At 71.5% G+C, this 23,935-nt stretch carries 21 protein-coding genes; 18 read left to right on the top strand and 3 right to left on the bottom strand.

All coding sequences use genetic code 11. The features are described from left to right. The first annotated feature begins 3 nt into the window (after positions 1 to 3). The 3 genes from ligD to thrS all read left to right on the top strand — a co-directional run bounded on the left by ligD (position 4) and on the right by thrS (position 5,855). Positions 4 to 978: a non-homologous end-joining DNA ligase gene (ligD, locus tag AWQ71_RS16675; RefSeq protein WP_067134065.1), complete on the top strand. Its 975-nt coding sequence runs from the start codon at positions 4 to 6 to the stop codon at positions 976 to 978. 175 nt (positions 979 to 1,153) lie between these two features. Next, positions 1,154 to 3,496, top strand: a complete 2,343-nt coding sequence (locus tag AWQ71_RS16670; RefSeq protein ID WP_245658328.1) for an ATP-binding protein — start codon at positions 1,154 to 1,156, stop codon at positions 3,494 to 3,496. Between the two features lie 388 nt (positions 3,497 to 3,884). After that, positions 3,885 to 5,855: a threonine--tRNA ligase gene (gene thrS, locus AWQ71_RS16665; RefSeq protein ID WP_067134052.1), complete on the top strand. Its 1,971-nt coding sequence runs from the start codon at positions 3,885 to 3,887 to the stop codon at positions 5,853 to 5,855. Between the two features lie 111 nt (positions 5,856 to 5,966). On the opposite strand, the gene AWQ71_RS16660 is transcribed toward thrS, so the two are convergent. Beyond that, positions 5,967 to 6,500, bottom strand: coding sequence for an Asp23/Gls24 family envelope stress response protein (locus tag AWQ71_RS16660; RefSeq protein ID WP_084258958.1), 534 nt, complete (start codon positions 6,498 to 6,500; stop codon positions 5,967 to 5,969). Between the two features lie 143 nt (positions 6,501 to 6,643). On the opposite strand from AWQ71_RS16660, the gene AWQ71_RS16655 reads away from it, so the two are divergent. Next, the gene (locus tag AWQ71_RS16655) at positions 6,644 to 7,192 is read left to right on the top strand and encodes an HIT family protein (protein WP_218001816.1); all 549 of its coding nucleotides are present in this window, start codon (positions 6,644 to 6,646) and stop codon (positions 7,190 to 7,192) included. 81 nt (positions 7,193 to 7,273) lie between these two features. Here the strand turns inward: AWQ71_RS16655 and AWQ71_RS16650 are convergent, their stop codons facing one another. Together AWQ71_RS16650 and AWQ71_RS16645 are read right to left on the bottom strand one after the other, a co-directional pair. Continuing rightward, positions 7,274 to 8,899, bottom strand: a complete 1,626-nt coding sequence (locus AWQ71_RS16650) for a glycoside hydrolase family 10-like protein (protein WP_245658327.1) — start codon at positions 8,897 to 8,899, stop codon at positions 7,274 to 7,276. A gap of 130 nt (positions 8,900 to 9,029) precedes the next feature. Beyond that, the gene (locus AWQ71_RS16645; RefSeq protein ID WP_067134047.1) at positions 9,030 to 11,162 is read right to left on the bottom strand and encodes an elongation factor G-like protein EF-G2; all 2,133 of its coding nucleotides are present in this window, start codon (positions 11,160 to 11,162) and stop codon (positions 9,030 to 9,032) included. Positions 11,163 to 11,404: 242 nt separating this feature from the next. Between AWQ71_RS16645 and pgsA the strand changes: the two genes are divergently transcribed. From pgsA to ruvB, 14 genes are all read left to right on the top strand, one after another. Further along, positions 11,405 to 12,013, top strand: a complete 609-nt coding sequence (gene pgsA, locus AWQ71_RS16640) for a phosphatidylinositol phosphate synthase (RefSeq protein WP_067134404.1) — start codon at positions 11,405 to 11,407, stop codon at positions 12,011 to 12,013. Then, on the top strand, positions 12,010 to 12,954 hold the full coding sequence (locus tag AWQ71_RS16635; protein WP_245658326.1) for a phosphatidylinositol mannoside acyltransferase: 945 nt from the start codon (positions 12,010 to 12,012) through the stop codon (positions 12,952 to 12,954). The genes pgsA and AWQ71_RS16635 overlap by 4 nt, the downstream gene beginning before the upstream one ends. After that, entirely contained in the window at positions 12,951 to 14,084 is a 1,134-nt protein-coding gene (locus AWQ71_RS16630) for a glycosyltransferase family 4 protein (protein WP_067134042.1), read from the top strand. The genes AWQ71_RS16635 and AWQ71_RS16630 overlap by 4 nt, the downstream gene beginning before the upstream one ends. Next, entirely contained in the window at positions 14,081 to 14,623 is a 543-nt protein-coding gene (locus AWQ71_RS16625) for a hypothetical protein (protein ID WP_067134038.1), read from the top strand. The genes AWQ71_RS16630 and AWQ71_RS16625 overlap by 4 nt, the downstream gene beginning before the upstream one ends. A 132-nt stretch (positions 14,624 to 14,755) precedes the next feature. Continuing rightward, positions 14,756 to 15,763 (top strand): DUF3048 domain-containing protein, encoded by a 1,008-nt coding sequence (locus AWQ71_RS16620; RefSeq protein WP_245658325.1) that lies wholly within the window; start codon positions 14,756 to 14,758, stop codon positions 15,761 to 15,763. 162 nt (positions 15,764 to 15,925) lie between these two features. Then, positions 15,926 to 16,837, top strand: a complete 912-nt coding sequence (gene pdxS, locus AWQ71_RS16615; protein ID WP_084258956.1) for a pyridoxal 5'-phosphate synthase lyase subunit PdxS — start codon at positions 15,926 to 15,928, stop codon at positions 16,835 to 16,837. 152 nt (positions 16,838 to 16,989) lie between these two features. Further along, positions 16,990 to 17,415: a MarR family winged helix-turn-helix transcriptional regulator gene (locus AWQ71_RS16610; protein ID WP_067134032.1), complete on the top strand. Its 426-nt coding sequence runs from the start codon at positions 16,990 to 16,992 to the stop codon at positions 17,413 to 17,415. A gap of 11 nt (positions 17,416 to 17,426) precedes the next feature. Next, positions 17,427 to 18,635 (top strand): MFS transporter, encoded by a 1,209-nt coding sequence (locus tag AWQ71_RS16605; protein WP_084258955.1) that lies wholly within the window; start codon positions 17,427 to 17,429, stop codon positions 18,633 to 18,635. Between the two features lie 68 nt (positions 18,636 to 18,703). Continuing rightward, the gene (gene pdxT, locus AWQ71_RS16600) at positions 18,704 to 19,294 is read left to right on the top strand and encodes a pyridoxal 5'-phosphate synthase glutaminase subunit PdxT (RefSeq protein WP_067134030.1); all 591 of its coding nucleotides are present in this window, start codon (positions 18,704 to 18,706) and stop codon (positions 19,292 to 19,294) included. Between the two features lie 3 nt (positions 19,295 to 19,297). Continuing rightward, complete coding sequence (locus AWQ71_RS16595) at positions 19,298 to 20,053, top strand: YebC/PmpR family DNA-binding transcriptional regulator (RefSeq protein WP_067134027.1); 756 nt, start codon at positions 19,298 to 19,300, stop codon at positions 20,051 to 20,053. A gap of 96 nt (positions 20,054 to 20,149) precedes the next feature. Beyond that, the gene (locus tag AWQ71_RS16590; RefSeq protein ID WP_067134024.1) at positions 20,150 to 21,304 is read left to right on the top strand and encodes a GNAT family N-acetyltransferase; all 1,155 of its coding nucleotides are present in this window, start codon (positions 20,150 to 20,152) and stop codon (positions 21,302 to 21,304) included. Positions 21,305 to 21,414: 110 nt separating this feature from the next. Continuing rightward, positions 21,415 to 21,981 carry a crossover junction endodeoxyribonuclease RuvC gene (gene ruvC / locus AWQ71_RS16585; RefSeq protein ID WP_067134398.1) on the top strand — a complete coding sequence of 189 codons (567 nt, stop codon included), beginning with the start codon at positions 21,415 to 21,417 and terminating at the stop codon, positions 21,979 to 21,981. A 94-nt stretch (positions 21,982 to 22,075) separates the two neighbouring features. After that, on the top strand, positions 22,076 to 22,696 hold the full coding sequence (gene ruvA, locus AWQ71_RS16580) for a Holliday junction branch migration protein RuvA (RefSeq protein ID WP_067134022.1): 621 nt from the start codon (positions 22,076 to 22,078) through the stop codon (positions 22,694 to 22,696). Positions 22,697 to 22,745: 49 nt separating this feature from the next. Further along, positions 22,746 to 23,762: a Holliday junction branch migration DNA helicase RuvB gene (gene ruvB, locus AWQ71_RS16575; protein WP_067134019.1), complete on the top strand. Its 1,017-nt coding sequence runs from the start codon at positions 22,746 to 22,748 to the stop codon at positions 23,760 to 23,762. Positions 23,763 to 23,935 lie beyond the last annotated feature (173 nt).

Genomic DNA, 23,935 nt, shown 5'->3' with positions numbered 1-23,935 from the left:
CACATGGGGCACCTTCCGGCATACGAGCCGATGACGGCCCGGCTGGGGGAGCTGCCGCCGGAGCCGCAGGACGCGTTGTTCGGTTTCGAGATGAAGTGGGACGGCGTGCGGGCCCTCGGCTACGTCGAGGACGGGCGGCTGCGGCTGCTCTCGCGCAACGGGCTGGACGTCACGGTCGCCTACCCCGAGCTGGGGCCCCTCGCCGGCGCCGTCGCGGACGAGGCCGTGCTGGACGGGGAGATCGTCGCGTTCGGACCCCGGGGGCTGCCCAGCTTCGCCGCCCTCCAGCCGCGGATGCACCAGCGCGACCCGGTCAAGATCAGACTGCTGGCGCGGGCCACTCCGGTGACGTACCTCATCTTCGACATCCTGCACGCCGGGGGCCGGCCGGCGATCCGCCGGCCGTACGCCGAGCGGCGCGAACTGCTCGACCGCACGGTGGCGGCGGGGGAGCGCTGGGACGTGCCGCCGTACTCCCCCGGAGGCGGCGCGACCGCCTTCGAGACCAGCCGCGAGCTGCTCCTGGAGGGCGTGGTCGCCAAGCGGCTCACCTCGACGTACCAGCCGGGGCGGCGCAGCGCGGACTGGATCAAGATCAAGCACTTCCGCACCCAGGAGGCGGTCATCGGCGGGTGGAAGCCCGGCGAGGGCAGGCGCGCCAAGGGCATCGGCTCGCTGCTGCTCGGCGTCCACGACCAGGAGGGACGGCTGGTCTACGCCGGACACGTGGGGACCGGGTTCACCGAGGCGATGCTCGCCGATCTGGGGGCGCTGCTGGCGCCGCTCACCCGGGAGACCAGCCCGTTCGCCGACGAGGTGCCACGCGGGCACGCCCGCGACGCCCGCTGGACCGACCCCACCCTCGTCGGCGAGGTGCGGTACGCGGAGTGGACCGCCGACGGCCGGCTCCGCCACCCGAGCTGGCGCGGCCTGCGGCCGGACCGCCGCGCCGAGGACGTGGTCCGCGAGCCCGGCTGATCGGCGGCCCGCCCGTACGGCGACGTCCGGGGCGGCGATCGGCGCGGCGACCCGGGCGGTGGGACCGCGCCCGGTCACCGACTCGCAGCTGCGTCACAGTCGAGACATAACCTGGATTCTGTCGAGTCCGTTTCCGTGCCCGGCGGTCCGCGAACTGAGGCGTTTGATGGCGGCGATGACAACCCAGACCTCGAAGCGTCCACACGACAGGCTGCCCACCGAGGTGACGAGCTTCGTCGGCCGCCGCCACGAGGTGGCCGAGGCCAAGCGGATGCTGTCCCACTCCCGCATCGTGACGTTCACCGGCCCCGGCGGGGTCGGCAAGACCCGGCTCGCGCTCCGGATCGCCGCCGACGTACGCCGGGCCTTCCCCGACGGTGTCTGGCTGGTCGAGCTGGCCGCGCTGGACGACCCCGGCATGCTGTGCCAGACCGTGGCCGAGGCGCTGGAGATCCGCAACCAGTCGTCCCGCCCGTGCTCGGACGTGCTCGCCGACCACCTCAGGGACCGGCAGGCGCTGCTGGTCCTGGACAACTGCGAGCACCTGCTGCAGGAATGCGCCGTGCTCGCGGAGAAGCTCGCGCGGGCCACCGCCGACCTGCGGATCCTCGCCACCAGCCGGCAGGCCCTGGGCGTCGCCGGGGAGCAGACGCTGGCCGTGCCCGCGATGTCGCTGCCCGACATGGACGGCGCCGTCCTGCCGCTGGAGACGCTCACCCAGTTCGACGCCGTACGCCTGTTCGCCGAGCGGGCCTCCGCCGTGGTGCCCGGATTCGCCGTCACCGAGGCCAACCACGAGACGGTGGAGCGGATCTGCCGCACGCTGGACGGCATACCGCTCGCGCTCGAACTGGCCGCGGTGCGGCTGCGGGCGCTCTCCCTCGACCAGCTGCTCGACCGGCTGGACGACCGGTTCCGGCTGCTCACGGCGGGATCGCGCGCCGTGCTCCCGCGGCACCGCACGCTGCGCGCGCTGATCGACTGGAGCTACAGCCTCTGCACCGAGCAGGAGCGGCTGCTGTGGGCCCGCGTGTCGGTCTTCGCCGGGAGCCTCGACCTGGAGGCGGCCGAGGAGGTCTGCTCCGGCGACGGGATCGCCAGGGAGGACGTCCTCAACCTGGTGATCGGCCTGGTCGACAAGTCCATCCTGATCCCCGACGAGCACGGCCCGGCGATGCGGTACCGGATCCTGGACACCATCCGCCAGTACGGCAGGGAGCGGCTGGAGGAGACCGGCCAGGAGGACGCGCTGCGGCGACGGCACCGGGACCACTACCGGGGCCTGGCGGCCGAGGCGGACCGGCTGCTCTTCGGGCCGGACCAGGTCGCCTGGTTCACCCGCCTGCAGCACGAGCACGCCAACCTGCGCACGGCCCTGGAGCACTGCTTCGGACAGGGGGAGACCCGCACCGGCCTGGAGATGGCGACCGACCTCCTCTACCACTGGACCACCGGCTACTACCTCAGTGAGGGCCGCGGCTGGCTGGGGAAGGGCCTGGCGGCGGAGACCGAGCCGAACCCGACCCGGGCCAGGGCCCTGTGGTGCGCGTCGTGGCTGGCGATCATCCAGACCGAGATCGCCGCCGCCGACGACATGCTGGTGGAGGCGCGCGCCATCGGCGAGCGGCTGGAGCTGGCGCAGGTCCTCGCGTACGCCGCCCTCTTCTCCGGCATGATCGCGATGTGCCGGGAGGCGCCGGCCGAGGCGATCGCGCTGTACGAGGAGGGGGTGCGCCGCGCCCACGAGATCGGGGACCCGGTGGCCGAGGCGCTCGCCCGCAACCGGCTCACCCTCGCCCGCTCGGTCGTCGGCGACTCGGACGCGGCGATCGCCGAGGGGGAGCGGTGCGTCGCCCTGTGCGACGCGTACGGCGAGCAGTGGCACCGGGCGTACGCGCTGACGGCGCTCGGGGTCGAGCACTGGCGGCGTGGCGACGACGCCCGCGCCGCCGAGCTGGCCGAGGAGAGCCTGCGGTTCAACCGCTCCCTCGACGACATGCTGGGCGCGGGGCTCAACATCGAGGTGCTCTGCTGGATCGCCGCGGGCCGGCAGCAGTACGAGCGGGCCGGGCGGCTGCGCGGCGTGCTGGGGAGGATCTGGGAGTCCCTCGGCACGGCCCTGTCGAGCTACGCCTACCTGACGCCGTACCGGGAGGAGAGCGAGGAGCGGGCTCGCCAGGGACTCGGGGAGACCGGGTATCGCGCCGCGGTGCGCCGCGGCGCCAGGCTCACGTACGAGGAGGGGGTCGCCTACGCCCTGGGGGAGGCCCCGGAGGAGGAACGGGCGGAACGGCCCGCCGACGCCTCGCCGCTGACCCCGAGGGAGACGGAGATCGCCCAGCTCGTCGCCCAGGGCATGAGCAACAAGGAGATCGCCGCCACGTTGGTGATCGCGCAGCGCACCGCCGAGGGGCACATCGAGCACATCCTGAGCAAGCTCGGGTTCAGCTCGCGCGCCCAGATCGCGGTCTGGGTCCGCGAGCGCGACCACGCCGCCGGGGACCCGCCCCGGGAGTGAGCGGCGGCGCGGTCAGCGCCGTGCCGTGTCTTGGGCGGTGTCTCGCGCTGAAGGTGCCGGTCAGGGCGGGGTGCGTGCCCTGCCGGCGCGGCGGATGAATGGGGACGGGCGTCACCCGGGCAGGGAGGGACGATCGGCCGGATCGGGCGGCGGCACGACGTCCCCGATGAGCTCCGCACGCGGCGGCCGGGAGGCGGGACACCCGTGGCGGTCGAACGCGAAAGCGAACTGTGATCGATGGGATGGGGGACAAGCGCGCGAATTCGCCCCGACGGCACCGGTAGCATCGGAAGGTAACCATCGGAAGGTGAGGTGCCGCGAGCGCGTCGCACTCCTGCGCGGCTCCGTCGGCCTTCTCATCCATCGGGAATCGAGCAAGGAGCTACCCGTGTCTGCCGCCCTCGAAATACGCATCACCCTCGCCGGAGCCGAGCGCGTGGTGGCGGCGGGCACGACGGCCGGGGAGGCGCTCGACGCCGACGGCCGGTCGGTCATCGCCGCCCGGGTCAACGGAGAGCTGCGCGACCTGGCCGCCGAGGTGGCCGACGGCGACGTGATCGAGCCGGTCGCCATCGACAGCGCCGACGGCCGCGCCATCCTGCGCCACTCCACCGCGCACGTGATGGCCCAGGCCGTGCAGGAGATCTTCCCGGAGGCGAAGCTCGGCATCGGCCCGCCGGTGGAGAACGGCTTCTACTACGACTTCGACGTCCAGGAGCCCTTCACCCCCGAGGACCTCAAGCGCGTCGAGAAGCGGATGCGCGAGATCGTCAAGCAGGGGCAGACCTTCCAGCGGCGCCCGGTCAGCGACGAGGACGCCCGTGAGGAGCTCGCCGCCGAGCCGTACAAGCTGGAGCTGATCGGGCTCAAGGGCGGCGCCGCGGACGAGGAGAGCGTCGAGGTGGGCGCCGGCCAGCTCACCATCTACGACAACGTCGACCCCAAGTCGGGCGACCTGTGCTGGAAGGACCTGTGCCGCGGTCCGCACCTGCCGACCACCCGGGTCATCCCGGCGTTCAAGCTGATGCGCAGCGGCGGGGCCTACTGGCGCGGCAGCGAGAAGAACCCGCAGCTCCAGCGCATCTACGGCACCGCGTGGGAGTCGCGGGAGAAGCAGGACGAGTACCTCCAGCTGCTCGCGGAGGCCGAGAAGCGCGACCACCGCAAGCTCGGCGCGGAGCTCGACCTGTTCAGCTTCCCGCCGGAGCTGGGCAGCGGCCTTCCGCTCTTCCATCCCAAGGGCGGGATCATCCGCAAGGAGATGGAAGACTACATGCGCCGGCGGCAGGCGGAGGCGGGGTACGAGTTCGTCAACACCCCGCACATCACCAAGTCGTCGCTCTTCGAGACCTCGGGGCACCTTCCCTGGTACGCCGACGACATGTTCCCGGCCTTCGAGCTGGAGGGCGTCGAGTACCGCGTCAAGCCGATGAACTGCCCCATGCACAACCTGATCTTCCGGGCGCGGGGGCGTTCCTACCGTGAGCTGCCGCTGCGGCTGTGCGAGTTCGGCTCGGTCTACCGGTACGAGAAGTCGGGTGTGGTGCACGGGCTGACCCGGGTGCGCGGCATGACGCAGGACGACGCGCACATCTACACCACCAGGGAGCAGATGGCCGACGAGATCAAGTCGCTGCTGAGGTTCGTGCTCAGCGTGCTGCGTGATTTCGGGCTTTCGGACTTCTACCTGGAGCTGTCCACCCGGGATGACTCCGAGAAGTTCATCGGCGACCCCGCCGAGTGGGACGAGGCCACCGAGGCGCTGCGCCAGGTCGCCACCGAGTCGGGGCTGGAACTGGTGGACGACCCGGGCGGCGCCGCCTTCTACGGGCCGAAGATCTCCGTGCAGGCCAAGGACGCGATCGGCCGCACCTGGCAGCTGTCCACCATCCAGCTCGACCTGAACCAGCCCAAGCGGTTCGGTCTGGAGTACCAGGCGGCGGACGGCAGCAGGCAGACCCCGGTCATGATCCACCGGGCGCTGTTCGGCTCCGTCGAGCGTTTCCTGGGCGTGCTCACCGAGCACTACGCGGGGGCGTTCCCTCCCTGGCTGGCCCCGGTCCAGGTCGTCGGCATCCCGATCGCCGACGCCCACGCCCCGTACCTGCAGGATGTCGCCAAGCGGCTGCGGGAGCGGGGCGTCCGGGTCGAGATCGACACGGCCGACGACCGGATGCAGAAGAAGATCCGCAACGCGCAGAAGGCCAAGGTGCCGTTCATGCTGCTCGCGGGTGACGACGACATCGCCAGCGGCGCGGTCTCCTTCCGCTACCGCAACGGCGAGCAGAAGAACGGGGTGTCGATCGACGAGGCGATCGCCGAGATCGTCGACGCGATCGACCGCCGCATCCAGGTCTGAGTCAGCGCCGGGCGCCGCTTCCTGCCACGGGAGCGCCGCCCGGCCGGCCGTCGCGAGCCCCCGCCGCCCGAAAGGAGCGGCGGGGGCTTTCACGTCCGGACGGCGGAGGGGTCAGGCCGCCTCGTCGTCCTCGGCGGCGCGGCCGCTGCGGCCCTCGCCCGGCAGGCGCACGTCGTCCACGGTCACGTTGACCTCGACGACCCGCATCCCCAGCATCCGGCTCACCGACCTGGCCACGTTGACCTTGACCTCGGCGGCCACGTCCATCACCACGTGCCCGTACACGATGACGATGGTCACGTCCACCGCCACCTGCTGGTTCTCGATCTGCGCGCGCACACCCTGGGTCGCCCGCTTGGAGCCGACGCCGATGCGATCGCGGACCGCCTCGAAGGCGCGCTCGAAGTCGCCGCCCAGGTCGGCCACGCCGGGGATCTCCAGCGCGGCGAGCGCCGCGACCTTCTCGACCACCTCGTCGGCGACCTTGATGCGGCCCTTGACGACGGACGCTCCCAGCAGGCCGGACCCGCCGTCGCCCGCCGTGTCATCGGCGATCTCCTGCGGGGCGCCCGGATCGGCCGGACCGCCGGCGGGCTCCTCGGCCCGCTCCTCGACCGGTTCCTCGATGGTGGCGACATCGGACATCTGAACACTCCTCGGAGAAGGGAAGATCCGTGGGCTCGCTCAGGACGTGATTCTGCCGGAAGCTGATGTGATTTATCCGGTATCTGCGGATGTCGCCGGAGCCGTAGACGACCCCCGCGATGGGCGGCAATATGCTGGCCCGCATGACGAACGAGCCGGAGCAGCAGCCGGGAGCGGGAGTGCCTGACGCGTTTGGGAGGCTCTGGACTCCGCACCGCATGGCTTACATCAAGGGGGAGAACAAGCCCAGCGGGTCGGGGCCAGGGGATGGCTGCCCGTTCTGCGAGATCCCCACGATGAGCGACGAGGACGGTCTCATCGTGGCCAGGGGCTCCGCCGTTTTCGCCGTGCTCAACCTCTATCCGTACAACTCGGGCCACCTGATGGTGTGCCCGTACCGGCACGTCGCCGACTACGCCGACCTGGACGAGGCGGAGACCGCCGAGCTGGCCGACTTCACCAAGCGGTCGCTGCAGGCGCTGCGCAAGGCGAGCGGCGCCCAGGGGTTCAACGTGGGCATGAACCTGGGCCAGGTGGCGGGCGCCGGCATCGCCGCCCACCTGCACCAGCACGTGGTGCCGAGATGGGGCGGCGACACGAACTTCATGCCGGTGGTGGGGCAGACCAAGGTGCTGCCGCAGCTCCTGCGTGACACCCGGGAACTGCTCGCCGACGCCTGGCCCTCCGCCTGAAACCCGACGGTCTCCCGCCCCTGACCCGAACGTTCGCTGAGCGGGGCGTGCGCGACCTCACTCGTACGGCCGCCGCCCGGATCAGGGGAGCTTGACCGTGACCCGCGCGGCGTCGCTCTCGTTGTTCAGCCGGTCGAGGGCGGTGACGAAGTAGTCGCCGCCCTCCTTGGCCGCGTACGCCGGGCTGCCCTGGGCCGGGACGAGCGCCACCAGGTGCCGGGCGTCCACGGTCGCGCAGCCGGCGTTCTTGCCGTCGGCCCGGTAGACGGCGTACGCCCGCGCACTGTCCGCCGGACTCCAGGTCAGCGTCCCGGCGGCGCTCTTCAGGTTCGCCGGCGTGGCCGGGGCGCCGGCCGGCAGGCCCTTGATCAGCGGAAGCAGCGCGGGCCGCGTGTATTGGTTCTTCTCCAGCCGGTCCAGCACGCCCAGCGGGTTGGCGGCCAGGCCCTTGGCGCTGAAGTAGACGTCGCCCTTCACCTCGGGGTAACGCCGGTTCACCGTGAGGTGGGAGGGCATCTCCGCCGGTTTCGTCCAGGCGGGGGTGTCCTTGGTGCCGACGCGATAGAGCGCCTGGCCGATGTAGAGATCGACGTCGGTGCCGCGCACCGCCTCGGCCCACCAGGGCACCAGCGCGTCGTAGTCCGCCGCGGCGAACCCGCGCGGCCAGTAGAGCTGCGGGATGAGGTAGTCCACCGACCCCGCCTTGATCCACGCCTTCGCGTCCGCGTAGATCGCGTCGTAGGCCGACATGCCCTTGGTGGCCGACCCATTGGGGTCGTCCGACTTGTTGCGCCAGATGCCGAACGGGCTGATCCCGAACTTCACGTACGCCTTCGTCTGGTGCACGGCCGAGGACACCTGCGCGACGAGCTTGTTGACGTTCTCGCGGCGCCAGTCGGCCAGCTTGACGCCCTTGCCGTACTTGGCGTGCGTCGCGGCGTCGGCGAACCGGGTGCCGTTGCCCGGATACGGATAGAAGTAGTCGTCGAAGTGGACTCCGTCCACGTCGTAGCGGCGCACCACGTCGGTGACGACCCTGGTCACCCAGGCGCGCACCTGCGGCAGCCCGGGGTTGTAGTAGAGCTTCCCCTCGTGGCTGACCGTCCAGTCGGGGTGGAGCCGCGCCGGATGCCCGGCCGGCAGCGTCGCCGGGGCCGCCGCCCCGTCCGCCGCGCGGTACGGGTTGAACCAGGCGTGGAACTCCAGGCCGCGCTTGTGCGCCTCGGAGATCAGGAACGGCAGCGGGTCCCAGCCCGGGTCCTTGCCGACGGTGCCGGTGAGGTACTTCGACCAGGGTTCGAGCGAGGAGCGGTAGATCGCGTCCGACTCCGGCCGGACCTGGACGAACACCGCGTTGAGCCGGCGCTGGACGGCGTTGTCGAGGATCTTGACGTACTCGGCCTGCTGCCGGGCGGGGGAGAGGCCGGGCTTGGACGGCCAGTCCGTGTTGTGCACGGTCGCGATCCACACCCCGCGCAGCTGCCGCTTGGGATGGGAGCCGCTCGCCGTGCAGGTCTCCGCCGCCGCGGCCGCCCGCACCGTCGTGGTCTTCTTCGGGGCGGGCTGGGGGCCGAACGCGTAGGCGGCTCCGGCGCTCGCCGCCGCGATGACCAGGCTCGCCAGAAGCGGGACGCGTATCGACCGCGGCCGATCCGGCGCGTCTTCCTCACTACTCGCCCGCATGCGGCGGCCCTCCCGTTTCGCCATGGGTCATCAGTGTGTCATCGACCGACCGATGGTTTGGCCGGAAGAGGAAACCCGATGGCGAAAACGCGGGGACCGCCCCGTACCTGCGGCCGGGCGCCGGTGGTCCGCCGCCCGGCCCGCGGGTACGGGATCAGTGCTCGGCCGCGGACGCGACCTTCTCCGCGAGATGGGCCGGGAGCGGCTCGTAGCGCAGGAACTCCCGGTGGAACGTCCCCGTTCCGTGGGACATCGAGCGCAGGTCCACCGCGTACCGGGTGATCTCCAGCTCGGGGACCTCGGCCTTGACGAGGCTGCGTCCCCCGCCCGCCGGCTCGCTGCCGAGCACGCGACCGCGGCGCCCGGACAGGTCCGACATCACGGCGCCGACGAACTCGTCGGACACCAGGACGGAGACCTCGTCCACGGGTTCGAGCAGCAGCGCGGGCACCTTGGCCGCCGCCTCCTTCAACGCGAGCTGCCCCGCGACCTGGAAGGCCATGTCCGAGGAGTCGACGGAGTGGGCCTTCCCGTCGTAGAGCGTGACGCGGATGTCCACCACCGGATATCCGGCCAGCACGCCGCGCTCCATCTGCGCCCGCACGCCCTTCTCCACGGACGGGATGAACTGACGGGGCACCACGCCGCCGACGATCTTGTCGACGAACTCGAGGCCGCCTCCCGAGGGCAGCGGCTCGACCTCGATGTGGCAGATCGCGTACTGCCCGTGGCCGCCGGTCTGCTTGACGTTGCGGCCCAGGCCCTGGGCCCGGCCGCCGAAGGTCTCGCGGAGCGGCACCCGGAGCGGGATCCGCTCCACCTCCACGCCGTACCGCCGGGACATCCGGTCGAGCAGGACGTCGGCGTGCGCCTCTCCCATGCACCACAGCACGAGCTGGCGGGTCTCGGCGTTGTTCTCCAGCCGGAGCGTCGGATCCTCGGCCACCAGGCGGGCCAGCGCCTGGCTCAGCTTGTCCTCGTCCGCCTTGGACCGGGCCTGGATCGCCACCGGCAGCAGCGGCTCGGGCATGTCCCAGGCCTTCATCAGCAGCGGCCGGTCCTTGTCCGACAGGGTGTCGCCGGTCTCGGCCCGGGACAGCTTGGCGATCGCGCAGACGTCTCCGGCGACGCACTTGGGCACCGGGCGCTGGGTCTTGCCCAGCGGCGAGCCGAGCCCGCCGAGGCGCTCGTCCACGTCGTGGTCCTCGTGCCCGCGGTCGGTGAGGCCGTGCCCCGACACGTGGACGAGCATGTCCGGGCGCAGCGTTCCGGAGAACACCCGGACCAGGCTGATCCGTCCGACGTACGGGTCGCTCGTGGTCTTGACGACCTCGGCCACGAGTGGGCCGTCGGGATCGCAGGTGATGTCCGTCACGGCCTTGCCGTCGATCGTGGTGATCTCCGGCAGCGGGTGCTCCAACGGTGACGGGAAGCCCTGCGTGACGACCTCGAGGATCTCGATCATCCCCGTTCCCGGGGCGGCCGCGAGCACCGGGTGGAAGCTGCCCCGGGAGACGGCCTTCTCCAGATCGTCGATCAGGATCTTGGTGTCGATGGACTCGCCGGCGAGGTAGCGGTCCATCAGGGACTCGTCCTCGCTCTCCTGGATGATCCCCTCGATCAGGTCGCCGCGGTACTGCTCGATCAGGGCGAGCTGCTCCTGGTCGGGCTCCCGCTCGGTGCGGGCGCCGCCGGAGTAGTCGAGGAACCGCTGGGACAGCAGGCCGAGCAGCCCCCTGCCGTCGACCGGCAGGTACAGCGGGGCCACGCCGTCGCCGAACGCGTCCTGGCAGCTCGCGAGCACCTCGTCGAAGTTCGCGCGGTGGTGGTCGATCTTGGTGATGACCACGGCGCGCGGCATGCCGACCAGGCCGCACTCCTCCCAGAGCATCCGGGTGAGCCCGTCCACGCCTTCCACGGCGGAGACGACGAAGAGCGCCGCGTCGGCCGCCCGGAGCCCGGCGCGCAGGTCGCCGACGAAGTCCGCGTATCCCGGCGTGTCGAGAAGATTGATCTTGATGCCGTTGTGTACGAGCGGGGCGAGGGAGAGGTTGACCGAGCGCTGCTGGCGCACCTCCACCTCGTCGAAGTCGCTGACCGTGGTGCCTTCCTCCACCCGCCCGGGGCGGGGGACGGTGCTTGTGGCCGCCAGCAACGCCTCGATCAGCGTGGTTTTGCCGGCTCCGGAATGGCCGACCAGCACGACATTGCGCACCATGTCCGGCCGATCGGCCGAGGGTGCCCTGCCCGCGGCCCCTGCTGGGCCGCCGTTCGCCTTTTCCGCCATTTCGCCTCCCGGATTCACGAGCGGCCGGGGCGCCGGCCGCTCTGCCGTCGCTGCGCGCGCCACCCGGACGCCGGCGGAGCCCTTCGCCCCGGGTCGTCCTGGCCGGGCGGCCCGTCCTCCCCGCCGGGAATCCCAGGCGCGTGTTCTTCACCTTTTACCCATGTGGCGCAGATCACAAGACCTATCTCCGGAATGGGCTTGGTCGCCTCACCAGGCGTTCCATGGCCTACGATCGGAGCGCGATGCTGAACGTCCTGCGCCCCGCCGTCACCCGAGTGCTGACCCCCCTGGGGCGGGTCCTCGCCCGCCACGGGATTTCCCCCGACGTCGTCACCGTGGCCGGCACGCTGGGCGTGGTCGTCGCGGCGCTGACCCTCTTCCCCACGGGCCACCTCTTCTGGGGCACGGTCGCGATCACGGTCTGCGTCCTCGCCGACCTGCTCGACGGCGTGCTCGCCCGGATGAGCGGCGGCACGGGCAGCAAATGGGGGGCCTTCCTCGACTCGACCCTCGACCGGCTCGGCGACGCCGCGATCTTCTCCGGGCTCATCCTCTACTTCATCCTTGAGGACGAGCCGGAGTTCGTCCTCGCGGGCGTGGCGCTTTTCTGCCTCGTCGCGGGAGCATTGGTGTCATATGCCAAGGCTCGGGCGGAGGGGCTCGGGATGACGGCGAACGTCGGGATCGCCGAGCGCGGCGAGCGGCTCGTCGGCATCCTCGTCGCGACCGGACTCTCGGGCCTCGGCGTGCCGTACATCCTGGCGGCCGGGCTATGGCTGCTCGCGGCGGCGAGCGCGGTCACGGTCGTCCAGCGAATGGTCCACGTCTACCGACAGGCGGTGGTCAGGTGAATCGCCCCGACGGGCGGTTGCCCGTTGCCGATCGGATCGTCGCGGCGAGCTACGCCGCCGGATGGGTGGTGGTCCGGCGCCTCCCCGAGCGCCTGGCCGGATGGATCTTCCAGAGCGTCGCCGATGTGATGTGGCGCCGGCAGGGCAAGGCCGTACGACGGCTGGAGTCCAACCTGGCCCGCGTCGTCGGCGCCGACGCGGGCTCCACGGAGGTGCGCGAGCTCAGCCGGGCCGGGCTGCGCTCCTACTTCCGCTACTGGGTCGAGGCGTTCCGCCTCCCCTCCATGAGTCGCGAGCGGATCCTCGGCGGCACCCACGCCAGCGGCGAGCAGGCGATCTTCGACAACCTCGCCAGGGGCCGCGGCGTGGTGCTCGCCCTGCCGCACATGGGCAACTGGGACGTCGCCGGCGCCTGGCTGGTGCACAAGGGGCACCCCTTCACCACCGTGGCCGAGCGGCTCAAGCCCGAGTCGCTGTTCGAGCGTTTCCTCGCCTACCGGCAGAGCCTCGGCATGGAGGTGCTGCCGCTCACCGGCAAGGGTGGCGGCAGCGGCATGGCGTTCGGCACGCTCGCCCAGCGGCTGCGGGCGGGCCGCGCGGTCTGCCTGCCCGCCGACCGCGACCTGACCGCCTCCGGCGTCGAGGTCGACTTCTTCGGCGCGCGCACCCGCATGGCCCCCGGGCCCGCGCTGCTCGCGCTCCAGACCGGGGCGGCCCTGCTGCCCGCCACCCTGTGGTTCGAGGGGTCCGACTGGGGGTTGCGGATCCACGAGGAGATCCCCGTCCCCGAGGAGGGCACCCGCCGGGACAAGGTCGCCGTCATGACCCAGCAGATGGCGTCCGTGTTCGAGAAGGGCATCGCCGAGCATCCGGAGGACTGGCACATGCTCCAGCGGCTGTGGCTCGACGACCTGGAGCCGCGATCCGCGGACGCGTCATGAGGATCGGCATCGTCTGCCCGTACACCTGGGAGGTCCCGGGCGGCGTCCAGGCCCACGTGCGCGACCTCGCCGAGGCGCTCATCGCCGACGGCCACTTCGTCTCCGTCATGGCCCCGGCGGGCGACGACGCCCCGCTGGAGCCGTACGTCGTCTCGGCCGGCCGGGCGGTGCCGGTGCCGTACAACGGGTCGGTGGCGCGGCTGGCGTTCGGCTTCCTGTCGGCCGGCCGGGTCCGCAAGTGGATCCGCGAGGGCCGGTTCGACGTGCTGCACGTCCACGAGCCCGCCGTGCCGTCCCTCGGCCTGCTCGCCTGCTGGGTGGCGCGCGGCCCGATCGTGGGGACGTTCCACGCCTCCTACGAGCGCTCCCGCGCCATGTCGGTGGCCGCGCCGATGCTGCAGAGCGCGCTGGAGAAGATCACCGCGAGGATCGCGGTCTCCGACGCGGCGCGTAAGACGCTGGTCGAGCACCTCGGCGGCGACGCCGTCCTGATCCCCAACGGCGTCACCGTCAGCCGGTACGCCGAGGCCGAGCCGCTGCCCGGCTGGGGGCCGGACGGCGGCGTCATCGGCTTCCTCGGCCGGATGGACGAGCCGCGCAAGGGGCTGCCCGTCCTGCTGGCGGCCTTCGAGATCCTCGCCGAGGAGCGGCCGGACGTGCGGCTGCTGATCGCCGGCCCCGGCGACGCGGCGGACGTGCTCGGCCGCCTGCCCGAGCGGCTCCACGACCGGGTCGGGCTGCTCGGCATGGTCAGCGAGGAGGACAAGGCGCGCGCCTACCACTCGGTGGACGTCTTCTGCGCGCCCAACCTCGGCGGCGAGAGCTTCGGCATCGTGCTCACCGAGGCGATGTCGGCCGGTGCGCCCATCCTGGCCAGCGACATCCCCGCGTTCCGGCGGGTGCTCGGGGACGGGCAGGCCGGCGCGCTGTTCGCCACCGGCGACCCGGCCGCCCTGGCCAAGGAGGCGGCCCGGCTCCTCGACGACCCCGGGCGCCGCGCCAAGCTGTCCGACGAGGCGCGGCAGGCGGTGCGCAAGTACGACTGGTCCACCGTCGCCCGCGACGTGTCGCGCGTCTACGAGACCGTGACCGACGCGACCGCCGGTGTGGTGGAGGACGACGCGTCGTGACGACCACCGTCCTGATCCTCGTGGTGGGCGTGATCGTCGTGCTCACCGCCGTCTACATCTCCTGGCGGGCCGGTCGGCTCGACCGGCTGCACATCCGGCTGGAGACCGCGCAGGCGGCGCTCGACGCGTCGCTGCTGCGGCGGGCCGCGGTCTGCCTGGAGCTCGCCGGGTCGCGCATCCTCGACCCCGCGACCTCGCTCGTGCTCGCGGCCGCCGCCCACGAGGCCCGTACGGCGGGGCTGGACGAGCGTGAGCACGCCGAGAGCGACCTGTCCCGGACGTTGCGCGCGGTCGTGGACCAGGACCGCTTCCGGGAGAGGCTGGCCGAGCATCCCACCGGCCCGGAGCTGCTGGAGGAACTCGACGCCGCGGTGGCCAAGGTGGTCTACTCCCGGCGGTTCTACAACAACGCCGTCGACGTCACCCGCACGGCGCAACGCCGGTGGCTGGCGCGTACGCTCCGGCTGGCGGGTCACACGGAATATCCTCGGTTCTTCGAGATCGACGATGCGCCTCCGGCGGTCCTCGCGGCGGAATAGTCGCTTTTGACCGTTCCAAGCGGGATCTACTATCTAGCGCCGGTAAGCTCGTTGCCATTTCGCGGCGCGAGCCGGTCCGGATGCGGCGTTCCCTGCTGATTTCGGCTGGTTCTCCATGGGAGGAGCTTGAGGGTGCGGGCGCAACGGATGATCGGTGTCACGCTTGGTCTGGGGGCGGTTCTCGCCGGTGCCGCGTGTTCCTCAGACAGTGACAAGCCGCCCCTCGCACAGCCTGAGGCCGCGACCGCCTCCCCGTCGCCGACCCCGCCGCCCGAGCACCCGTTCACCGGACGCCCGTTCAACCAGGCTCGTCCGGTTCTCGCCGTGAAGATCGAGAACACCTCGGCCGGCAAGCCGCAGATGGGCGTGCGCAGTGCCGACATCGTCTACGTCGAGCAGGTCGAGGGCGGGCTCACCCGTCTCATGGCGATCTTCTCCTCGAAGCTGCCCGCCCAGGTGGGGCCGGTCCGCAGCGCCCGGATCTCTGACCTGCACATCCTGCCGCAGTTCGGCAAGCCCGCCCTTTCGTATTCGGGTGTGCAGACCAAGATGATCCCGTACGTGCAGAAGGCGTCGCTGTTCGATGTCTCCGACAGCAGTACGCCCGGCGCCTACTTCCGGGCCCAGGGCCGGTACGCGCCGTACAACCTGTTCGCCACCCCCCGCAAGCTGCTGGCGAAGGCGTCCCAGGCGACCAAGGCGGACGACGTCGGCTTCGTGTTCTCCGACGAGCCACCCGCCGGGGGAGTGCCGCAGAAGAAGGTGCGCGTACGCTACCCCGCGGCGAACTTCGAGTTCGCCTGGTCGGAGACGCAGAAGCGCTGGCTGGTCACCCAGGACGGCAAGAAGGACATGGCGGCCGAGGGCGGCCAGCAGGGCGCGCCGACGATCGTGGTGCAGTGGGTGAAGACCGAGAGGTCGGAGTTCCACGACTTCACCGGCAGTTACACGCCCCTGGTCCACAGCGTCGGCAAGGGCACCGGCGTCGTGCTGCGCGACGGCATGGCGTACAAGGTCAGGTGGGAGCGCCCCTCGGAGGAGGGGGGCACCACCTACACCATGGCCGACGGGTCGCCGATGCCGTTCGCGCGCGGCCAGGTCTGGGTCGTGCTCGCCTCGCGCAAGCCCATCGCCCCCTGACCCGTCCGTACGGGAGGCGACGCCGGGGCCGGGCACGACCGAGGTATGGGCGCGGCGTACAAAACGCGGGACGAACCCTTACAGGATGGTGCGTCGGGCCAAGGTTCGGTCAGGACCTACCATGGAAGAGAATCCACTGATCCGCCGTCGTGAGGTAGCAACGTGTCCAGCAGCACGCCTGAAGTCAACGAGACCGCCGTCGGCACCGCCCGCGTGAAGCGGGGCATGGCCGAGATGCTCAAGGGCGGCGTCATCATGGACGTCGTCACGCCCGAGCAGGCCAAGATCGCCGAGGACGCGGGAGCGGTCGCGGTCATGGCACTGGAGCGCGTCCCCGCCGACATCCGCGCCCAGGGTGGGGTGTCCCGGATGAGTGACCCCGACATGATCGAGGGCATCATCAACACCGTGTCGATCCCGGTGATGGCCAAGGCCCGGATCGGCCACTTCGTCGAGGCCCAGGTGCTGCAGGCGCTTGGCGTCGACTACATCGACGAGTCCGAGGTGCTCACCCCGGCCGACTACGCCAACCACATCGACAAGTGGCGTTTCACCGTGCCCTTCGTCTGCGGGGCCACCAACCTGGGTGAGGCGCTGCGCCGCATCACCGAGGGCGCCGCGATGATCCGCTCCAAGGGCGAGGCCGGCACCGGTGACGTCTCCAACGCCGTCACTCACATGCGCACGATCCGCGGCGAGATCCGGCGGCTCACCTCGCTGTCCGAGGACGAGCTGTACGTCGCGGCCAAGGAGCTGCAGGCGCCGTACGAGCTGGTCGTCGAGGTGGCCAAGGCCGGCAAGCTCCCGGTCGTGCTGTTCACCGCGGGCGGCATCGCCACCCCGGCCGACGCCGCGATGATGATGCAGCTCGGCGCCGAGGGCGTCTTCGTCGGCTCCGGCATCTTCAAGTCCGGCGACCCGGCCAAGCGCGCCGCCGCCATCGTCAAGGCCACCACGTTCTACGACGACCCGGACGTCGTGGCGAAGGTGTCGCGCGGCCTGGGCGAGGCCATGGTCGGCATCAACGTGGACGAGATCCCGGTGCCGCACCGCCTGGCCGAGCGCGGCTGGTGATCTCGCCGGTCTGACGACCGAGCGTCCGCTGAGAAACGGCGGCCCCGCTATGCGGGGTCGCCGTTTCGGCTTTCCGGAAGATCCTGGAATATCAGGCGGATGAGGGCCCCTCCGGAGAAATAGTTAGCCAGACTAAGTTAGCATGGCAAACTATGACGACGGATGACACGCGGGCGCTGGCCGAGCGCCTCTCCCGCGAACTGCGCCACCTGGTGATGCTGCTGCGCCGCACGACGGCGGGCCAGCCGATCACCGCCCAGCAGTACGCCGTGCTCGGCTCCCTGGAGGGCGGCGGCCGGCGGATGACCGAGCTGGCCGAGGATCACGCGGTGCAACTCCCCACCATGACGGTGCAGATCAACCGGCTGGAGGACGCCGGGCTCGTCGCGCGCGCCGCCGACCCGGCCGACGCCCGCGTGCGCACCGTCGAGCTCACCGAGGAGGGCCGCGCCCGGCTGCACGCCGTACGGGAGTCCAGGATCGGCTATCTCACCCGCCAGCTCGGCTTCCTCACCCCCGAGGAGCGCGCCGCCATCGACGTCGCCCTGCCCGCCCTCGCCAAGCTCGGCCGAAGCTGAAGGAGCCCCAGTTGTCGCAGCCAACCGGAGGGATCCTCCGCCAGCCCGTCTCGGTGTGGGCCACCGCGTTCGCCGCGGTGGTGGCCTTCATGGGGATCGGGCTCGTCGACCCCATCCTCCCGTCGATCGCGCAGGGGCTGCACGCCACGCCCAGCCAGGTGTCGCTGCTGTTCACCAGCTACTTCCTGGTCACCGCGGTCGCGATGCTGGTCACCGGCTGGGTCTCCAGCCGGATCGGCGGCAAGCGCACCCTCCTGCTCGGTCTCGCGCTCGTCGTCGTCTTCGCCGCGCTGGCCGGGACCTCCGGCACGGTCGGCCAGCTCGTCGGCTTCCGCGCCGGATGGGGCCTCGGCAACGCGCTCTTCGTGGCCACCGCGCTCGCCGTGATCGTCGGCGCGGCCAGCGGCGGCGCGGAGAAGGCGATCATCCTCTACGAGGCCGCGCTCGGTCTCGGCATCTCCCTGGGCCCGCTGATCGGGGCGCTGCTCGGCGACTGGAACTGGCGTGCGCCCTTCTTCGGCACCGCGACGCTGATGGCCGTCGGGTTCGTCCTGATCGTGAGCCTGCTCGCGCCGACGCCGAAGCCCGCCATGCGGACCCGGCTGAGCGACCCGATCCGCGCGCTGGCCCACGGCGGCCTGTCCACCACCGCCTTCACCGCGCTCTTCTACAACTTCGCGTTCTTCACCGTGCTGGCGTTCACCCCGTTCATCCTCGGCATGTCCGCGTACGGCATCGGCGCGGTGTTCTTCGGGTGGGGCGTCTGTGTGGCGCTGGCCTCCGTCTTCGGCGCGCCGTGGCTGCAGCGCCGCCTCGGGTCGGTCCGCGTGCTGCTGCTCTCCCTCGCGCTGCTCGCCGTCCTCCAGGTGGGCATCGCCCTCTCCGGGCAGGCCGGGACCGTGGTCTTCGTGATCCTTTGCGGCATCCCCATCGGGTTCAACAACACGATCTTCACCGAGGCCGCGATGGAGGTGTCGGACGCGCCCCGTCCCGTCGCCTCGGCCGGCTACAACTTCGTCCGCTGGATGGGCGGGGCGCTCGCGCCGTACATCGTGACCAAACTGGGCGAGGAGTTCGGCGAGGCCGTGCCGTACTACGTGGGGGCGGCCTGCTGCGTTGTGGGCATCGCGATCCTGTTCACCCGGCGGCACCACCTGGCCGCGCTCGACCACGTCGACACCGATCACACCTTTCGCGACGCGTCACCCGCACAGGCATAAAACGTGCAGTTTGGGGCGTTCTGCGCCTTGGTTCTACGCTGGGACCACCGCCGGACGAAAGGACGATCGTGACGACTGCGCCGCTGATCGGTGTGCTCGCCCTCCAGGGCGATGTGCGCGAGCACGCCCGCGCCATCGAGGACGCGGGGGCGAGGGCGATGGCCGTACGCCGCAAGAGCGAACTGGACGCGGTCGACGGGCTGGTCATCCCCGGCGGGGAGTCCACCGCGATGTGGAAGCTCGCGACCGCGTTCGACCTGCTCGAGCCGCTCAAGCTGCGCATCAAGGAGGGGCTGCCCGCGTACGGCTCCTGCGCCGGGATGATCATGCTGGCCGACCGCATCGAGGGCGGCGCCGACGGTCAGGAGACGATCGGCGGCATCGACATGGTCGTCCGCCGCAACGCCTTCGGCCGCCAGGTCGACTCCTTCGAAGCCGATCTCGACTTCGCCGGACGCGGCTCCGTCCGGGCGGTTTTCATCCGCGCACCCTGGGTCGAATCGGTCGGCGCCGACGTTGAGGTGCTGGGCCGGGCCGAGCCCGGGGGTAGGATCGTCGCGGTCCGACAGGGACCTTTGCTCGCGACGTCCTTCCATCCCGAGCTGACGGGAGATGCGCGGGTCCACTCGTATTTTGTCGAAATGGTGAGGGAGTTCTAGGCGATGTCCGGCCACTCCAAATGGGCGACGACGAAGCACAAGAAGGCCGCGCTCGACTCCAAGCGCGGCAAGCTGTTCGCCAAGCTCATCAAGAACGTCGAGGTCGCGGCCCGGACCGGTGGACCCGACCCGGACGGCAACCCGACCCTCTACGACGCCATCACCAAGGCGCGTAAGAACTCCGTCCCCATCGACAACATCGAGCGGGCGCGTAAGCGCGGCGGCGGCCTGGAGGCCGGCGGCGCCGACTGGCAGACCATCATGTACGAGGGCTACGCCCCGGGCGGCGTGGCCGTCCTGATCGAGTGCCTCACCGACAACCGCAACCGCGCGGCGTCCGAGGTCCGGGTCGCGCTGACCCGTAACGGCGGCTCGCTCGCCGACCCGGGCTCGGTGTCGTACATGTTCAACCGCAAGGGCGTCGTCATCGTGCCGAAGGCCGGCGACCTCTCCGAGGACGACGTGCTGCTGGCCGTCCTCGACGCGGGCGCCGAGGAGGTCAACGACCTCGGCGACAACTTCGAGGTGGTGTGCGAGGCCACGAACCTGGTCCCGGTCCGCTCCGCGCTCCAGGACGCCGGCGTCGAGTACGAGTCGGCCGAGCAGAGCTTCCTGCCGACCATGAACATCCCGCTCGACGAGGAGGGCGCCCGCAAGGTCTTCCGCCTCATCGACGCCCTCGAGGACAGCGACGACGTGCAGAACGTCTGGGCCAACTTCGATGTCTCCGACGAGATCATGGAGAAGCTCGAGGCGTAGTCCCGCCTCCGCGTGACCCCGCCACGACGGCGAGCGGCGCGGGTCACGCGGAAAACGGTTGGCGCCGGACCGGCGATCCGCATATTTTGTGCGATCGTGGATATTCGTGATCTCACCGTCGACGATCTCGACGCGGTGCTGGACAACCGTAAGCGGGCCTTCGGACCCATCTCCGGCAGCGACATCGAAATGTGGCGCGAGCTGGTGGTGCCCGTGTTGCCGACCGGGCGCTACATCGGCGCCTTCGACGGTCCCCGTCTGATCGCCACGGCCCGGATCAACGCGTTCACCCAGTGGTGGCACGGCCGCCCGATGCCGATGGGCGGCGTCGCGAGCGTCACCGTCGCCCCCGAGGACCGGGGCCGCGGCGTGGGCCGGGCGATCACGCAGGCCGTCATCGAGCGCGCGGCCGAGCTCGGGGACGTCGTCTCCGCGCTCTATCCCGCCACCACGCCGCTCTATCGGAGCATGGGCTGGGAGCACGCGGGCGGCCTGACCAGGGTCACCCTCCCCACCGAGGCGCTGCGCGGGCTGGATGCGGCCGGCCCCGGCGTTAAGCTGCGCCGGATGGGCCCCGACGACGCGCCGGAGCTGATCGCGACCATCGGGCGGATCCACGCCGCGACCCGCGCCTCCGGCCCGCTCTGCTACGACGAGCGCACGTGGCGGCTGTGGCTGGCCGAGGACGACGACTTCTGCTACGTCGCCGACGACGGGTTCCTGATCTACCGGTGGAACAGCGGCGACATCCAGGTCGACAACTGCGTGGCCGGATCCGAGGCCACCGCGCGGGCCCTGTGGTCCCTGGTCGGCACCGCCTCCTCGGTCGCCAAGTCCGTCACCGCGGTCGTCGAGCCGTACGACCCGGTGCTCTGGCTGCTCAGGGAGCGGAGCAAGGACGAGATCCGGCAGACACGTTGGATGTTCCGCGTGATCGACCTGCCCGCCGCCGTCGCGCGGCGCGGTTTCCCCGCCGGGATCTCGGCGGACACCGTCATCCATGTGGAGGACCCGCAGCGGCCGGCGAACAGCGGAGCCTGGCGGCTGGAGATCTCCTCGGGGGCGGGGTCCGTCAGTCCGTCGTCGGGAGCCGGACCCGCCTTCGGCGTCCGCGGCCTGTCCGCGCTGTTCGCGGGCGTCCCCATGGCCACGCTGCGCCGCGCCGGTCTGGTCACGGGTGGCTCCGCCGAGGACGACGAGGCGCTTGGCGCGGCCTTCCACTGCGCCGCGTACATGCTCGACTACTTCTGATCCGCGGTTACCCGTGATCTCGCGCCTCCACCGGGAGTAGAGTTCTTCGCCGAACACGTGTTCGGCGAAGAATGGATCCCGGGGGAGGCGTTCCGGTGCGGTTGCCCGAGCTGAGGGTGATGGGGGTCGATCCGGGGCTGACCCGGTGCGGCCTCGGAGCGGTCGAGGGTCGTCCGGGTGCGCCGCTGCGCATGGTGGCCGTCGGCGTGGTGCGCACGCCCGCCGAGGACGACATCGGTGCCCGGCTGGTCGCCATCGAGGCCGAGATCGAGCGCTGGCTCGACGAGATCAAGCCCGACGCGGTGGCCGTGGAGCGCGTCTTCGCCCAGCACAACGTGCGTACGGTCATGGGCACCGCGCAGGCGTCCGCGGTCGCCATCACCTGCGCCGCGCGGCGCGGCCTGCCGGTCGCGCTGCACACGCCGAGCGAGGTCAAGGCCGCCATCACGGGGAACGGCAACGCCGACAAGAAGCAGGTCGGCACCATGGTGACCCGCGTGCTCAGGCTCGACGCCATGCCGAAGCCCGCCGACGCCGCCGACGCCCTGGCCCTCGCCATCTGCCATGTCTGGCGCGGCGCCGCGCAGAACCGGCTGGCCCAGGCCCAGGCCCTGGCCGGGCGGGGACGGCCCGTCGCGCTCCAGCCCGGATACCGCCATCCCGGAGCCGGGCGGTGACCCCGGCGACGTCGCCGGCCGCCGCCATGTCGGCCGCTTCTGGTAGGACTGGGGTCCGCGAAGCAGGGCGGGCCGATCGGGGAGGGAGCGCGCAGTGATCGCATCCGTGGCGGGCCGGGTGACCGGGATCGGGCCGGAGGCCGCCGTGGTCGAGGTCGGCGGGGTCGGCATGCTGGTGCACTGCACGCCCGGCACGCTGGCCGGGCTGCGGGTGGGCGAGCCCGGCAGACTCGCCACCTCGCTGGTGGTCCGCGAGGAGTCGCTCACGCTGTACGGCTTCGCCTCCGAAGACGAGCGGACCGTGTTCGAGATGCTGCAGACGGCGAGCGGGGTCGGACCGCGCATCGCGCTCGCCATGCTGGCCGTCCACACGCCGAGCGCGCTCCGGGTGGCCGTCGCGACCGCCGACATCAAGGCGCTGACCATGGTCCCCGGCATCGGCCAGAAGGGCGCCCAGCGCATCGTCCTGGAGCTCAAGGGCAAGCTCGGCACGCCGGAGGACGCGGTCAACGCCGCGATCGGCGGCGGCGCGCCGGTGCTTCCCTGGCGTGACCAGGTCCACTCCGGCCTGGTCGGCCTCGGATACTCGGCCAAGGACGCGGACGAGGCCGTCGCCGTGGTGGCGCCCGAGGCCGACGCCGAGGTGACGGCCGGCCGGTCCCCCCAGGTCGCCGCCCTGCTCAAGTCGGCCCTGCGCGCGCTGAGCGTCCGGTGAGCCGTCCGATGAACGTTTCAGCGCACCGCCGGCGCCGGGGGAGGCCGTCATGAGCATCGACCGCGACCTGGTTTCGCCCGACGCCGAGGGGGACGAGCACGCCATCGAGGCGGCGCTGCGTCCCCGCCGCCTGGAGGAGTTCATCGGCCAGGGGCGGGTGCGCGAGCAGCTCTCGCTGGTGCTGGAGAGCGCCCTGCGCCGCAACCGGCCGCCGGACCACGTGCTGATGAGCGGTGGCCCCGGCCTGGGCAAGACCACACTCGCCATGATCGTCGCGGCCGAGCTGGGCGCGCCGCTCCGGATGACCTCCGGCCCGGCGCTGGAGCGCGCCGGCGACCTCGCCGCGATCCTCTCGACCCTCTCCGAGGGCGAGGTCCTCTTCATCGACGAGATCCACCGCATGGCCCGCCCGGCCGAGGAGATGCTCTACCTCGCGATGGAGGACTTCCGGGTCGACATCGTGGTCGGCAAGGGGCCGGGGGCCACGTCCATCCCGCTGGACATCGCGCCGTTCACGCTGGTCGGGGCGACCACGCGCGCCGGACTGCTCCCGGCACCGCTGCGCGACCGCTTCGGCTTCACCGCCCACATGGACTTCTACGACGTGCCCGAGCTGGAGCAGGTGCTGCACAGATCCGCGCGGCTGCTGTCCGTCGAGCTTCCCGGCGAGGGCGCGCACGAGATCGCCCGCCGGTCGCGCGGGACGCCCCGCATCGCGAACCGCCTGCTGCGCCGGGTCCGCGACTTCTCCGAGGTGCGCGCCGAGGGCGTGATCACCCGCGAGGTGGCCGCCGCCGCGCTCAACCTCTATGAGGTGGACGGCGAGGGCCTGGACCGGCTCGACCGCGCCGTGCTGGGGGCGCTGCTGCGCAAGTTCGGCGGCGGCCCGGTCGGGTTGTCCACGCTCGCGGTGGCGGTGGGGGAGGAGCCCGAGACCGTGGAGGTGGTGGCGGAGCCGTTCCTCGTCCGGCAGGGCCTGCTCGCCCGCACGCCGCGGGGCCGCGTGGCGACCACGGCGGCCTGGACGCATCTCGGCCTGGTCCCGCCTCCGGACGCCCCCTTCTGAACCGAGGCGCCGCCCCGCTTCCGCGGAAGGAGCGGCGGAACGCGGCCGAGGCGTGAATGAACGTCGACGAAAGCTGCGCATTTCTTGAATGGCAGAGAAATATCAGGGTGTCGAAGTCGGTCACGAAGGGCGCATCAGCCGCTCATGGTCACAGATCGGTTGCAAAGACGCTG

Origin of the sequence: Microtetraspora malaysiensis (assembly GCF_001528665.1) — a bacterium.
GTDB classification, from domain to species: domain Bacteria; phylum Actinomycetota; class Actinomycetes; order Streptosporangiales; family Streptosporangiaceae; genus Microtetraspora_A; species Microtetraspora_A malaysiensis.
Note: the sequence above shows the minus strand (reverse complement) of the source record. Positions and strands in the feature narration are given on the sequence as shown.